Source organism: Arthrobacter sp. TJ-265 (assembly GCF_058269135.1).
This window is the reverse complement of record NZ_JBZCND010000001.1, coordinates 1493903-1507666: the sequence shown is the minus strand read 5'-3', so window position 1 is coordinate 1507666 and position 13764 is coordinate 1493903. Positions and strand designations below refer to the sequence as shown.

10 protein-coding genes are annotated in these 13764 nt (G+C 70.3%); 6 read left to right on the top strand and 4 right to left on the bottom strand.

Annotated features, from left to right (window positions below; all coding sequences use genetic code 11):
• The first annotated feature begins 799 nt into the window (after nucleotides 1-799).
• Together ligD and AC4D2E_RS07200 are read left to right on the top strand one after the other, a co-directional pair.
• On the top strand, nucleotides 800-1822 hold the full coding sequence (ligD, locus tag AC4D2E_RS07205) for a non-homologous end-joining DNA ligase (RefSeq protein ID WP_104164772.1): 1023 nt from the start codon (nucleotides 800-802) through the stop codon (nucleotides 1820-1822).
• An 85-nt stretch (nucleotides 1823-1907) separates the two neighbouring features.
• Nucleotides 1908-2291: a response regulator transcription factor gene (locus AC4D2E_RS07200; protein ID WP_104164774.1), complete on the top strand. Its 384-nt coding sequence runs from the start codon at nucleotides 1908-1910 to the stop codon at nucleotides 2289-2291.
• Nucleotides 2292-2307: 16 nt separating this feature from the next.
• On the opposite strand, the gene AC4D2E_RS07195 is transcribed toward AC4D2E_RS07200, so the two are convergent.
• Both AC4D2E_RS07195 and AC4D2E_RS07190 read right to left on the bottom strand, forming a co-directional pair.
• Nucleotides 2308-2796, bottom strand: a complete 489-nt coding sequence (locus AC4D2E_RS07195) for a hypothetical protein (protein WP_490952107.1) — start codon at nucleotides 2794-2796, stop codon at nucleotides 2308-2310.
• 248 nt (nucleotides 2797-3044) lie between these two features.
• Complete coding sequence (locus AC4D2E_RS07190) at nucleotides 3045-3533, bottom strand: hotdog fold thioesterase (protein ID WP_490952106.1); 489 nt, start codon at nucleotides 3531-3533, stop codon at nucleotides 3045-3047.
• 181 nt (nucleotides 3534-3714) lie between these two features.
• Here AC4D2E_RS07190 and polA point away from each other — a divergent pair, with 181 nt between their 5' ends.
• The 3 genes from polA (at nucleotide 3715) to rpsA (ending at nucleotide 9531) form a co-directional block, all read left to right on the top strand.
• Nucleotides 3715-6363 carry a DNA polymerase I gene (gene polA, locus AC4D2E_RS07185; protein WP_490952336.1) on the top strand — a complete coding sequence of 883 codons (2649 nt, stop codon included), beginning with the start codon at nucleotides 3715-3717 and terminating at the stop codon, nucleotides 6361-6363.
• A gap of 86 nt (nucleotides 6364-6449) precedes the next feature.
• Nucleotides 6450-7766, top strand: a complete 1317-nt coding sequence (locus AC4D2E_RS07180; protein WP_490952105.1) for a GNAT family N-acetyltransferase — start codon at nucleotides 6450-6452, stop codon at nucleotides 7764-7766.
• Between the two features lie 286 nt (nucleotides 7767-8052).
• Nucleotides 8053-9531 carry a 30S ribosomal protein S1 gene (gene rpsA, locus AC4D2E_RS07175; protein ID WP_104164781.1) on the top strand — a complete coding sequence of 493 codons (1479 nt, stop codon included), beginning with the start codon at nucleotides 8053-8055 and terminating at the stop codon, nucleotides 9529-9531.
• Nucleotides 9532-9709: 178 nt separating this feature from the next.
• Here rpsA and AC4D2E_RS07170 read toward each other — a convergent pair whose 3' ends face one another.
• Together AC4D2E_RS07170 and AC4D2E_RS07165 are read right to left on the bottom strand one after the other, a co-directional pair.
• Nucleotides 9710-10855: a class I SAM-dependent methyltransferase gene (locus AC4D2E_RS07170; protein WP_490952104.1), complete on the bottom strand. Its 1146-nt coding sequence runs from the start codon at nucleotides 10853-10855 to the stop codon at nucleotides 9710-9712.
• A gap of 73 nt (nucleotides 10856-10928) precedes the next feature.
• Nucleotides 10929-12596 (bottom strand): RecQ family ATP-dependent DNA helicase, encoded by a 1668-nt coding sequence (locus AC4D2E_RS07165; RefSeq protein ID WP_490952103.1) that lies wholly within the window; start codon nucleotides 12594-12596, stop codon nucleotides 10929-10931.
• A gap of 123 nt (nucleotides 12597-12719) precedes the next feature.
• Here AC4D2E_RS07165 and coaE point away from each other — a divergent pair, with 123 nt between their 5' ends.
• Nucleotides 12720-13706: a dephospho-CoA kinase gene (gene coaE / locus AC4D2E_RS07160; RefSeq protein ID WP_490952102.1), complete on the top strand. Its 987-nt coding sequence runs from the start codon at nucleotides 12720-12722 to the stop codon at nucleotides 13704-13706.
• Nucleotides 13707-13764 lie beyond the last annotated feature (58 nt).

Here is a 13764-nt window from a genome sequence, read left to right as displayed (position 1 = left end):
GGTCCTGCAGCTGGCGGTGTCGTTTGCCTCGAAGGGGTAGAGATCGTTAGCGTCCCGCAGTTGCCTCGCCCGAAGATCCCTGCCAGATAGCGCTGGTTGTTGGCCTGCAGGAGTTCGAAGGCAAGGCATTCCTCCTCATTCACATTGTCGATCGTTTCATCAACGACATAGATGGCGAGTCCTTCGTCTGACAGGAACGCGTCCTGGGCCGGAAGGCGCCTGTACTCGACGGCGATGTACTGTGTTCGTCCACTTTGCTGCCGTTCTGAATGAACAGCATGCCGCCGCCTTCGTCCGCAGCCTCTAGCACTTGTTCTGAGTGGTTCTGGTAACCCGTTCAGGTGCGATCCATCCGTGGAACATCCGCAATTCGCCGTTGGGAAAACTCGGTGTCGGACCGCCGTCGCGCCATGATTCAGACGCCATCGGGCAATAGTCGTCGAGGCCGTTGGATCGGGTTGCCTCTAGCCGGCCAACGTCGCAGTAATCCGCCCAGCGCGCGGCAATGTGTCCCTATTCATGGGCACAGCCGCCCACCGCGCAGTCCTCCGGTACCGCGAGGAAGGTCTGGACTGATACGTGCGTCCGACCGGCAGGATTCGGTGGGCGATGTCGGCGATGCGTGCACCACAGGACATTTCCTCGACAGCGACGCATCATAAGCCGTCCATGCTTCGAGTCATCGGCTTCGGACTCCGCGGAAGACTGCCGTATGGGCGGGTCCACGCGCCCTTTCCCGGCTGCAGGTGGGCAACCGCCTACCCGTTGCCGCGCTGCACGGCGGGGGTACATTGAGGCCATGGCCAGCGAAGCGATGATCCTCGACGTCGACGGGCCGGACGGCGTGCGGGCCGTCCGGGTGTCCAGCCCCTCCCGTGTCCTGTGGCCCCAGGCGGGGCTCACCAAGCTCGACCTCGCGCGGTACCTCGTGGACGTCGCGCCCGCGTTCCTCCGCGCGAACGGCGGGCGGCCGGTGTCGCTGCAGCGCTTCGGCGGCGACGTGGACGGCGACTTCTTCTTCAGCAAGAACCCGCCCAAGGGCGCCCCCGACTACGTGCGCAGCGTGGTGGTCACCTATCCCAGTGGACGCTCGCACCCGCAGCTCGTCCTCGACGAGCCTGCGTCCGCGGTCTGGGCGGCCCAGATGAACACCGTCGTCTTCCACCCCTGGGCCTCGCGGGCGGACACGCCGGACCTGCCCGACGAACTGCGCATCGACCTCGACCCGCAGCCGGGCACCACCTTCGCCGACGTCATCGCCGCCGCCCATGCGCTGCGGGCCGTCCTCGGCGAGGCGGGCCTGGACTGTTTCGTGAAGACCTCGGGCAACCGCGGCCTGCACGTCTTCGCCCCGATCGAACCGGTGCACGAATTCCTCGAGGTCCGCCAGGCCGTCATCGCCGCCGGACGCGAACTCGAGCGCCGCATGCCGGAGAAGGTGACGACGGCCTGGTGGAAGGAGGAGCGCGGGGCCCGCATCTTCGTGGACTACAACCAGGCGAACCGCGACCGCACCATGGCCGGCGCCTACAGCCCGCGGGCCCTGCCCCACGCCCCGGTGTCCTGCCCTGTGACGTGGGACGAACTGGACGGCGTCGACCCCGCGTCCTTCACGATCGCGACCGTGCCGGACCGCCTGAGGACGCTCGGCGACCCGTGGGAGGACCTGCACGCCCAGCCGGGCAGCATCGACGCACTCCGCGGCTGGTGGGACCGCGACGTCGAGAACGGCCTCGGCGAGTTGCCGTTCCCGCCCGACTTCCCGAAGATGCCCGGCGAGCCCATGAGGGTGCAGCCGAGCCGGGCGCGCACCCGCGACTGAGCACCCGTCGTCGGCCGCGTCGAGGAGCAGCTCACGGGGTGCCGAGGGGCGGCCCTGGCGGCCCGCACCGGAGTAAACTCGGGGGATGACCACCACAGATTCCCCCCGCACCGCCGTGGTCATCGAGGACGATGACGACGTCCGGGATCTGCTGCACACCGTCCTGACGGGATCAGGTTTCCGCGTGCACACCGCACCTGCGGGACTGGCCGGCGTGGAGATGGTCCGTCGGCTCAGGCCCGACGTCGTCACCCTCGACGTCGGACTACCGGACATCGACGGGTTCGAGGTAGCGGGACGGATCCGGCGCTTCTCGGCGACGTTCATCGTCATGCTGACCGCGCGCGCCGATCCGTCCGACGAGAAGCGTGGCTACGAGGCGGGCGCCGACCGCTACCTGCGCAAACCCTTCCGCCCGGCCGAGCTGCGCCGGCACATCCAGGAGGGGCTCGCGGCGCAGGGGGCTTGAGCCCGCACGCCGTGGCTCAGTGGCTCCGCGCCCCCGCCGTACTCATCAGGTCGGGCCGGTTCAGGGCATCGGAGGCGAGGCCTGTCACGGTGGCGAAGACGGCCTTGTGCAGATTGTCCACGACCTTCTCGCCGAAGGGCCACAGGGACGGCGCGGCCCCCGCGCCCGTCGCGTTCTCGAGCGTCTGGTCGAAGGCGAGGCGGACCACCGTGTGGGCTGCCGTCGCCGGAGCACCCCGGATGCCCGTGACGGACCAGACGCCGCGCAGCGCGCCCAGCGTGGCGCCGGTCAACCAGTGCATGGCGTGGTTCCAGACCGGGTAGTGGGCGGTGTTGCTCGTCGGGCGGCCGCAGAGGATCCGCAGCGTGCGGGCGGGGATGTGGGAGTCGGGCCGGCCCGTGACGCGCTGCTCCACGAGTTCGCCGACGGTCATGGCTGCTGTGCCCAGGAGGCCGGCGGCCGCGCCGCGGAGGGCGGCACGGGCGAGGGCGGGTCGGCGGCCCACTAGTCGTCGCCCCCTCGGGCATCGTCGCCGAGGAAGAGGCTGCCGACGGCGAGGAGGGCGGCGGGAGTCTTCAGCGTCTTGTCGGCCATGGGGCCTCCGTCGGATCGGTCCGATCATCGGGCGGCCCGTTCGGTCGCCTACGCACCACGGTAGGGAGGGCTCCGCGCCACGGCAATGAACGGGTCGGGCCGGCGCGGGGGTTGCGCCCGTCGGGCAGGCCCTGTCCGCGGAGGACCGGCGCGGTCCGGTCAGCCGCGGTCGTCGCGGATCATGTTCGTGATGCGGGCCGTGGAGAGCCTCCGGCCCTGCTCGTCCGTCATCACCACCTCGTGCGTCGTCAGGGTCCTCCCGAGGTGGATGGCCGTGGCGGTGCCCGTGACGAGACCCGAGGTGATGCTGCGATGGTGGGTCGCGCCGACCTCGATCCCGACGGCGTGCCGGCCCGGGCCGGCATGGATCCCGGCCGCGAAGGAGCCCAGGGTCTCCGCGAGCACCACGTGGGCGCCACCGTGCAGGATGCCGGCCACCTGCTGGTTGCCCTCGACCGGCATCGCCGCGACCACGCGCTCGGCGCTCATCTCCGAGAAGACGATCCCCATCTTCACGGTGAGGGCACCGACCCCGTAACGGCCCAGCCACCCGTGCATCCCGGCGGGGATCCCGGCGGCGACCAGTTCGGCCAGGCGCTCCTCGGACGGTGGCTGGACGGCGTCGGGCCGGGTGCGGTTGTCTGTCATGGGAACTAGGCTGGCACCTGTGAGTGAAACGACCAAACCTGCTGTCACCCTGACCATCGCACCTCCCGTGGAACACGCCGCCGGGACATCCACGGCGGCACCCACGACGGAGGGCGCGCAGGCTACGGAGCGCCGCAGCGACGGCTCACGCAACAGGCTCCTCGTCATCGACGGCCACTCCATGGCCTTCCGTGCCTTCTACGCCCTGCCGCCGGAGAACTTCTCCACCGATACCGGCCAGCACACCAACGCGGTGTACGGCTTCACGGCGATGCTCATCAACCTCATCAAGGACCAGCAGCCCAGCCACGTCGCGGTGGCCTTCGACCTCGACACCCCCACCTTCCGGTCGGAGGAGTACACGGAGTACAAGGGCGGCCGTTCCAAGACGCCCGAGGAGTTCCACGGGCAGGTGGACCTCATCATCAAGGTCATGGAGGCCATGCGCATCCCCACCATCTCGATGGACGGCTACGAGGCGGACGACATCCTCGCCACGCTGGCCAGCCAGGCGGCGGCCGCCGACTGGGACGTCCAGGTGGTCAGCGGTGACCGCGACGCCTTCCAGCTCGTCAACGACCGAGTCACCGTGCTCTACCCCAAGCAGGGCGTCACCAACATCCCGCAGATGGACGCGCAGGCCATCGAGGAGAAGTACTTCGTCCCGCCGCACCAGTACTCGGACCTCGCCGCGCTGGTGGGGGAGAGCGCCGACAACCTGCCCGGCGTGCCGGGGGTGGGTCCGAAGACGGCGGCCAAGTGGATCAAGCTGTACGGCGGCCTCGAGGGCATCCTCGAGAACCTGGACAAGATCGGCGGCAAGGTCGGGGACTCGCTGCGGGCGAACATCGAGGACGTGAAGAGGAACCGGCGCCTGAACCGCCTCCTCACGGACCTCGACCTGCCGGTGGACCTGGCGGCCATGGTCTCGCAGCACCCGGACCGCTCCGCCGTGGAGGACCTCTTCGACTCGCTGCAGTTCAACACGCTGCGCAAGCGCCTGTTCGACCTCTTCGGTGAGGAGGAGAGCGAGGACGAGGCGGACGAGCAGCATGCCCCCGCCCACGAGATGCTCCAGGACGCCGCCGGCCTGACGCACTGGTTCAACGCCACCAACCAGGCGCAGGCGTCCCTCGCGCTGGCGACGGAGACGACGGCGGGCGCCACCGACGTCGTCGGGATCGCCGTCGTCACGAGCCTCCACGCCGCGTTCATCCCGCTCGAACAGCTCGACGCCGACGCCGAGACGGTGCTCGGGGCCTGGCTCTCGGACCGGAATGCGCCCAAGATCGTCCACGACTTCAAGACCGTGTTCAAGCTGCTCTCCGCCCGCGGGTTCCTGCTCGCGGGGGAGGTCGACGACACCGCGATCTCCGGGTACCTCATCCAGCCGGACCGCCGCAGCTACGACCTCGCGGATCTCGCCCAGTACCACCTGCGCCTGTCCATCACGGCGGCCGCCACCGACTCCTCGGGGCAGCAGGCCCTCGATCTCGGAGGCAATGACGTCGCATCGCCGGCCGTGGTGGCCGCCTACGCCGCCCTGCAGCTCAGCGAGCACTTCGCCGGGCAGCTCGTCGAGCGCGGCGCGAACCAGCTCCTCGGCGGGCTGGAACTGCCCCTCGCCGAAGTGCTGGCCCGCATGGAACTCACGGGTGTCGCCGTCTCGGTCGAGGGGCTGGACCGGCTGTACGACGACTTCTCGACGACGATCAGCGCGGCGGGGGCGGAGGCCTACCGGATCATCGGCAAGGAGATCAACCTCGGCTCGCCGAAGCAGCTGCAGGCCGTCCTGTTCGACGAGCTCGGGCTGCCGAGGACCAAGAAGATCAAGACCGGGTTCTCCACCGACGCCGACGCCCTGACCGATCTCATCACCAAGACGGGCCACCCGTTCCTCGAGCAGCTCCTCGCGTACCGCGACGCCCTGAAGCTGCGTCAGACCGTGGAGGGCCTGCGGAAGGCGGTGGGGGACGACGGCCGCATCCACACCACCTACCTGCAGACCATCGCGGCGACCGGCCGGCTGTCCTCGACGAACCCGAACCTCCAGAACATCCCGGTGCGCTCCGACGAGGGGCGTCGCATCCGTGAGGTGTTCGTCGTCGGGCAGGGCCGGAACGGCGAGAAGTACGAGAGCCTCATGACGGCCGACTACTCGCAGATCGAGATGCGGATCATGGCGCACCTCTCCGGCGACGAGGGGCTCATCTCCGCCTTCCAGGAGGGCGAGGACCTGCACCGCTTCGTCGGCTCCCACATCTTCGGCGTCGCGCCCGAGGAGGTCACCAACGCCATGCGCTCGAAGGTCAAGGCCATGTCCTACGGGCTGGTGTACGGGCTGAGCTCGTTCGGGCTCTCGAAGCAGCTCAACATCTCCGTGGACGAGGCGCGCACGCTCATGCGCGACTACTTCGAGCGGTTCGGCGCGGTGCGCGACTACCTGCGGGGGATCGTCGAGCAGGCCCGCAAGGACGGCTTCACCTCCACCATCGAGGGGCGGCGCCGCTACCTGCCGGACCTCTCCAGCGACAACCGCCAGCTGCGGGAGATGGCCGAACGCGCCGCGCTCAACGCACCCATCCAGGGATCCGCCGCGGACATCATCAAGAAGGCGATGCTCGGGGTCGACGACGCGCTGACGCAGCGCGGACTGGCGTCCCGCATGCTGCTGCAGGTGCACGACGAACTCGTCCTGGAGATCGCCGAAGGGGAACGGGACGAGGTCGAGGCGCTGGTCCGCGAGGAGATGGCCGCCGCCGCGGACCTCTCGGTCCCCTTGGACGTCTCGGTGGGGACCGGGGCGAGCTGGCACGACGCCGCGCACTGATCACCGGACCCGCGACAGGTCCCCCCTCCGGTCCGCCCGGCGTCGTGCTGGTGCAGGCCTGCGGCGTCCGTCTAGGCTGGTGGACTGTGAGCCAGTACACAGCCCCTGCCCAGACCACCCACCAGCCGGACCTCCGGACAGAGATCTTCACCGTCGGCGCCGACGAGGACGCCTCGACGGACGGCCGCTTCGCGAAGTGGCTCGACGGCGAGAGCATCGGCTTCCACGAGGGGACGCTCGATCCCGAGGACGTCCCGCACTACCTCGCGGCGTACCAGGCGGACCAGCGCGTGCTCTGGGGAGTGCATGACAACGCCCAGCCGGCCGAGGCCCTCGGCGCGGGCCACCCGGTCGCCACCTACGGCACCATGGTGCATGCGCTCAACGTCGGTGCCGCGCAGCTCGACGTCCACCAGATCACCGCGGTCACGGTCCGTCCCAGCCACCGGCGCAACGGGATCCTGCGGTCCATGATGACCCGCGACCTGCGCGAGGCGAAGGAGCGCGGACTCCCGCTGGCGATCCTGACCGCCTCCGAAGCAACCATCTACGGGCGCTTCGGCTTCGGCTGCGCCACGTTCACGCAGAGCATCGAGGTCGACGTGCGCGAGCGTTTCGAGGTCACGGCGCCGAGGACCGGCACGACGGCGCTCGTCGCCCGGGAACACGCCGTGAACCTCGCCGAGACGATCTTCGAGCGCTTCCAGGCCGTCACCTTCGGCTCCGTCGGCCGGCAGTACGCCGTCGCCCGGCGCATCTCGGGTGCCTGGGGCCGTGAGCGGCCCGTCGAGGACCGCGCCGTGCGGATGGCCGTGCACTACGACGCCGCAGGCGAACCCGCCGGATTCGTGAGCTACCGCTTCGCGGGCTGGGAGACCACGCCGTACACGATGAAGGTCGTGGACCTCGTGGCCTCCACGCCGTCCGCCTACCTCGAACTGTGGCGCTACCTCGGATCGCTCGACCTCGTGGAGCGGATCACCTGGGACGGCGCGCGCCGCGACGACGCCCTGCCCTGGGCGCTGCGCGACCGGCGCTGCTACCAGGTCAAGGGCACCGACGACGTGCTGTGGGTCCGGCTGCTCGACGTACCGGCGGCCCTCGGGAAGCGGTCGTACCGGGGCAGCGGCAGGATCGTCCTCGAGGTGCTGGACGACCACGGCATCGCCGACGGCTCCTACGCGCTGACCGTCGTCGACGGAGCCGGGGACGTCGAGCGGGTCGAGGCCGCCCCGGACGTCACCGTGACCGTCAACGCGCTGGGGTCCCTGTACCTCGGCGGGGTGCCGGTCTCCACGCTCGCGGCGGCCGGAGGACTGACGGCCCACACGGACGACGCCGTCGACGTGCTCGACACCCTGTTCGGACGCGCGCAGGAGCCCTACTGCATCACGCACTTCTAGGGCCCGCCACGCGCCTGTGCACCGTGCCGACCCGCCACCTCCCGGGCTCTGCGCTGCTTTGACGGTGTTGGACCCCGAGGCTAGACTGGACAGGCGCGTGGTGCGCTCTGATATTTGCCGGTGCTGAACCGGCGGGCCATGAGAACGCACCACCATTCCTGGACCTCACCGAGGTCCTTTCCCATTCGTCCACATCCGGACACAGGAACCCGCTGCCGGCGTTGCCGGCACCGCGGGGGCCGGCGTGACCGGAGCAAGTAATCATCCACAACGGAGCCCCAACTACATGACCATCACCACCACCGAGAAGCAAGGTGCCCCCGTAGTCGCGATCAACGACATCGGCACCGCTGAGGACTTCCTCGCAGCGATCGACGCGACCATCAAGTACTTCAACGACGGAGATCTCGTCGAGGGTACCGTCGTCAAGGTCGACCGCGACGAGGTCCTGCTCGACATCGGTTACAAGACCGAGGGTGTCATTCCTTCCCGCGAGCTTTCCATCAAGCACGACGTCGATCCCGGGGACGTCGTCTCCGTGGGCGATCAGGTCGAGGCTCTGGTTCTCACCAAGGAAGACAAAGAAGGCCGCCTGATCCTCTCCAAGAAGCGTGCTCAGTACGAGCGCGCCTGGGGCGACATCGAGAAGGTCAAGGAAGAGGACGGCGTCGTCACCGGCACCGTCATCGAGGTCGTCAAGGGTGGCCTCATCCTCGACATCGGCCTGCGCGGCTTCCTGCCCGCGTCCCTCGTCGAGATGCGTCGCGTCCGCGACCTGGCTCCGTACATCGGCCAGCAGATCGAAGCGAAGATCATCGAGCTCGACAAGAACCGCAACAACGTCGTGCTGTCGCGTCGTGCGTGGCTCGAGCAGACCCAGTCCGAGGTGCGTTCCACGTTCCTCAACAAGCTGGAGAAGGGCCAGGTCCGTCCGGGCGTCGTCTCCTCGATCGTCAACTTCGGTGCGTTCGTGGACCTCGGCGGCGTCGACGGTCTCGTGCACGTCTCGGAGCTGTCCTGGAAGCACATCGACCACCCCTCCGAGGTCGTCGAGGTGGGCCAGGAAGTCACCGTGGAGGTCCTCGAGGTCGATCTCGATCGCGAGCGCGTCTCCCTGTCGCTGAAGGCCACGCAGGAAGATCCCTGGCAGACCTTCGCCCGCACGCACGCCCTGGGCCAGGTCGTCCCCGGCAAGGTCACGAAGCTCGTCCCCTTCGGCGCGTTCGTCCGCGTCGAGGACGGCATCGAGGGCCTCGTGCACATCTCGGAGCTCGCCGTCCGCCACGTCGAGCTGGCCGAGCAGGTCGTCTCCGTGGGTGACGAGCTCTTCGTCAAGGTCATCGACATCGACCTGGAACGCCGCCGCATCTCGCTCAGCCTCAAGCAGGCCAACGAGGGCGTCGACGCCGACAGCACCGAGTTCGATCCCGCGCTCTACGGCATGGCCGCCGAGTACGACGAAGAGGGCAACTACAAGTACCCCGAGGGCTTCGACCCCGAGTCGAACGAATGGCTCGAGGGCTACGAGAACCAGCGCGCTGCCTGGGAAGCCCAGTACGCCGAGGCACAGTCCCGCTGGGAGTCGCACAAGAAGCAGGTCGTCCAGCACGCGTCCGACGACGCCGCTGCGGCGAACGAGCCCGTCGAGTCGAACTCGACGAGCTACTCGTCCGAGCCCGTCGTCGCCGATGCCGGGTCCGGTTCCGGGACGCTCGCTTCCGACGAGGCGCTTGCCGCTCTCCGCGAGAAGCTGACCGGGGCGTAAGCTCCCGCGTCGACGCAGTACCGTCGAAGGCCCCCGTCCTCTGGATGGGGGCCTTCTCCGTGTGCGGGGTGCGCTCCACGGTGCCGGGTGTGCAGGTGTGGTGGGTCCGGGGCGCCACGACCCACCGGAGGTGCGCACTCGAGGCGGGCCCGGACGCATGCAGACGTCGCCGGCGACCCTAGCGGCGGGTCGACGCCGTGACGGTGAAGCGGGACGAGCGGTCGAGCTGCCGCGTGGTGCCGATGACCCGCTCGAGGACCGGCCGGTAGCGGAGATGGCTGTTCCACACCGTGATGAGCTCCCCTCCGGGTGCCAGGACGCGCGCGCAGGCATCGAAGAGCCGGTGGGCGACGCCGGCGTGCACGGTGCTGCCGAGGTGGAAGGGCGGGTTGAGGACGATCAGTCGCGCCGAGGCGTCCGGCAGCGCGGAGAGGGCGTCGTCCCTGCTCACGGTGACGCGGTCGGCCACACCGTTGGCGGCCGCCGTCGCAGCAGCGGACGCCGTCGCCGACGCGGACTGGTCCGTGGCGAGGACCCGGAGGTCCGGATGGGTCAGCGCCAGGAAGGCCGCGATGGCCCCGTTGCCGCAGCCCAGGTCGACGACGTCGGCCGTTCCCGCCGCGTGCGTCGGGAACGGCGGGAGCCGGCGCAGGTGGGGGAGCAGCAGGCGTGTGCCGGGATCGAGCGCCGGCCCGCCGAACGTGGCCCCGTAGGCGAGGAGCTCGAGCGGACGGGCGAGCCCGACGTCGTGCGATGCGCGGCGTGGGAAGGAGGACGCGCCCACCGGACGGGGGGCCGACGCTGTGAGGACCCGCGCCTTCTGCCGGGCGAGGCCCGCCGTGACGTCGCCGAAATGGCGGCCGAGGATCGCGTTCATCGAGACGGACATGTGCTTGATGCGCCCTGCGGCCAGGACCACGACGTCCGGCCGGGCGTGGGCGGCGATGGTCCAGGCGATCTCGTCGAGCTCGTCGAGGGAGCGCGGCAGGCGCAGGAGGACGGTCGACACGCCGTCGAGCAGTCCCGCGTCGAGGGCGAGGGACCGGTAGGTGCCCTGGAGCCCCTGGTCGGCTGCATTCAGCGCCAGTGCCCGCTCGTGGACCACGCCGTCCTGGAAGGCGCGGATCCCGCTCCGGCCGGAGAGGTGCGCGGCGCCGAGCGTGAGCGCCCCGTAGGCGTCGTTGATGGTCGCGATGCCTCCGGGGAGGCGGAGCCGTTCCGCGGACGTGTCGAGGAGCAGGCGGTCCGCGGCATCCACGGCCACCAGCTCGGGGGTGTCCAGGTCGGGTCGGCGGCGCAGGCGGTCGAGGCTGAACGGGGTCACCGGATCAATCCTAGGTGCCGTCCCGGCCCGGGCCCACGCCGGGACGGGCCGGCCACGGTTCCGTGCCTCCGCCCTATGCCGTGGGGGCCACCGCGGTGAGGAGTTCCTTGTCCAGGACGAGGTCGACCGACAGCGTCTTGTAGCCCTCCGAGTCGAACAGGACGGTGATGACGCCGTCCTCGTAGCCCATGACGGTGCCGGTTCCCCAGTCGGGATGGTCCACCGGGCTGTCGATGTCGAAGGGGACGTCCTCGTCGTCGGGAGCCGGCGCCGCTGACGGCTCCGGAAGCCCGACGGCGTCCTCGCGCCGGGCGCAGTTCCCGCAGTTCCCACAGGCCTCGGCGAGGTCCTCCCCGAAGTAGCCGAGCAGGAACTGGCGGCGGCAGCCTCGCGTCTCGGCGTAGCGTCGGGCCATCTCGACGCGTGACTGGTCGATCCGCTCGCGGATCTCGGCCTGCTCCACCCCGCGCCTCACGGCGTCCTCAGCGGTCATCTTCCTCGCGCGGTACCCCTTCGCACCCTCCGCGATGCATTCGGACGCCTCGAGCAGGTTGAGGAGGCCGGTCAGCTTCCGGGGTGACAGGCCCGACAGCTCCTTCAGTTTCTTGATCCTGACCGGCCTGGCCTGGGCGGCGATGAGCAGGTACAGCTCACGCAGCTGCGTCCGGTTGACGGACCTCGCGGCGAAGAAGCGCCGCAGGGACAGGTCCTCCGGGCGGTAGTGCAGGATGGCCCGGGCCTCGCCTCCGTCGCGCCCTCCCCGGCCGATCTCCTGGTAGTAGCTGTCCAGTGAGTCCGAGATGTCCGCGTGGACGACGAAGCGCACGTCCGGTTTGTCGATGCCCATGCCGAACGCCGTGGTGGCCACCACGACGTCGACCGTGCCGTCGAGGAACGCCTCGTGCACCGCCTCGCGCTCCTTCCTGAGCTTCCCGGCGTGGTACGAGTCCGCGCGCAGCCCCTTCTCCTGCAGCTCGGACGAGAGCCTGTCGGCGGCCTTCTTCGTCGCGACGTAGACCAGGCCCGGCCCCGCGAGCCCGAGGACCTGGTCGCGCACGGCGCGGAGCTTGTCCTCCTCCTCCACGTGGTGCACGGCGTCGAGGAAGAGGTTTGGGCGGTCGAAGCCCTCCACGAGGACCACCGGGTCCACCAGGCGCAACCGATCGACGATCTCGTTCTGCACGGGGTGGGACGCCGTGGCCGTCAGGGCGATGACGGGGGCGCCCAGGTCGCGGAGGAGGTGCCCGAGCTGCAGGTAGTCGGGGCGGAAATCATGCCCCCACGACGAGACGCAGTGCGCTTCGTCGACCACCACGAGGGAGATGTCGAGGGCCCGGAGCCGCGCGGCGACGTCGTCCCGCGCGATCTGCTCCGGGGCGAGGAACAGGAACTTCGCGCGCGTCGCCTCGCCGTCGGCCGCGGCGGACCAGGCGTCCTCCACCTCGCGCTTCGTCAGGCTCGAGTTGACGACCCGGGCGCGGGTGGTGCCGGTGCGTTCGTTGATCGACGCCGCCTGGTCGTGCTGGAGCGCGATCAGCGGGGAGACGACGAGGGTGACCCCGGGGAGCGCCATGGCGGGCACCTGGTAGATGGCCGACTTGCCGGAGCCGGTCGGCATGACGCAGAGGACGCTCCGGCCTGTGAGGACCGCGCTCATGGCCTGCTCCTGGCCGGGGCGCAGCCGGTCCCAGCCGAAGGTGGACGCGGCGGTCTCCTGAAGATCCTGCAGGGTGATGGTCACGATCCTCCTCGAACAATGTAAGTAGGCTTAGCGTAGGGGGATGCTCCGACATTTATCGCGGCGGGCAAGGTCGACGGGGGATGCCTTGACAGCACGCGGCGTGGCGCGGACTAGGGTTGGCTCATGCTGCGTATCGGACTCACAGGGGGCATCGCCGCGGGGAAGTCGGTGGTGGCCCGCCGGTTCGCCGAGCTGGGAGCCGTCCTGGTGGACGCGGACGTCCTGGCCCGTGCGGCGGTCGAGCCGGGGTCGGAGGGGCTCCGCGCCGTCGTGGCCGCGTTCGGGCCGGAGATCCTCGGCACCGACGGTGCGCTCGACCGGCCCGCGCTGGGGCGCCTCGTCTTCGCCGACGCGGCCGCCCGCGAGCGCCTCAACGCCATCGTCCACCCGCGCGTGCGGGCCGCGGCCGCGGCCCTCATCGACGGAGCGCCGGAGGACGCCGTGGTCGTCGAGGACATCCCGCTCCTGGTCGAGACCGGGCAGGCCGCACGCTTCCACCTCGTCGTCGTCGTCGACGCCCCCGACGCCCTGCGGATCGAACGGATGGTGGAACTGCGCGGGATGGATCGGGGCGATGCCGAGCGGCGCATCGCGGCGCAGGCGTCCCGTGAGGACCGGCTCCGCGCGGCGGACGCCGTGATCGCCAACGATCGCGGCGTCGACCAGCTCCTCGCGGCGACGGACGGCCTGTGGCGGACGCGCATCGTGCCGTTCCGCGACAACCTGGCGGAGCGGAGGCCCGCGGACGGACGCGCGACGCGCCCGACGACGGGCCTCGCGGGGACCAGCGGACTCACCGACCGCGTCCGCGGGAAGCTGGACGCCGTCCTCCCGCCGGGTTGTTCAGTCGACCCGGACGAGGTCCCGGTCGACGTCCCGGACGAAGCGCCGGACGAAGCGGGCGCCGTCGACGCGCAGGCGTCCCTTCGCGTCACCGTCCCGCGCGCCGGGGACGTCGGCGCGGCGTCGGACGCGGTGGCCGGGGCGGGATTCCCGAGGGACGAGCGCGCCGCCGGCCACGGAGGAGGACCGTCGACGGCGCTCCATCGGGCGGCCGATCCGGCGATCGACGTGACCGTGACGGTCGGCCCGGAGACGAACCCCGCCTGAGGTCCGTGCGAGGTGCCCGGGGGCTTTCAGCCGCGAGCAGATCGGCGGGGGAAGTGTC

Bases quoted from the DNA above. Each gene is read 5' to 3' on its own strand.
- polA (WP_490952336.1), top strand. From the start codon at position 3,715: ATGGCCTTCCGTGCCTTCTACGCCCTGCCGCCGGAGAACTTCTCCACC.
- rpsA (WP_104164781.1), top strand. From the start codon at position 8,053: ATGACCATCACCACCACCGAGAAGCAAGGTGCCCCCGTAGTCGCGATC.
- coaE (WP_490952102.1), top strand. From the start codon at position 12,720: ATGCTGCGTATCGGACTCACAGGGGGCATCGCCGCGGGGAAGTCGGTG.
- AC4D2E_RS07200 (WP_104164774.1), top strand. From the start codon at position 1,908: ATGACCACCACAGATTCCCCCCGCACCGCCGTGGTCATCGAGGACGAT.
- AC4D2E_RS07190 (WP_490952106.1), bottom strand. From the start codon at position 3,533: ATGACAGACAACCGCACCCGGCCCGACGCCGTCCAGCCACCGTCCGAG.
- ligD (WP_104164772.1), top strand. From the start codon at position 800: ATGGCCAGCGAAGCGATGATCCTCGACGTCGACGGGCCGGACGGCGTG.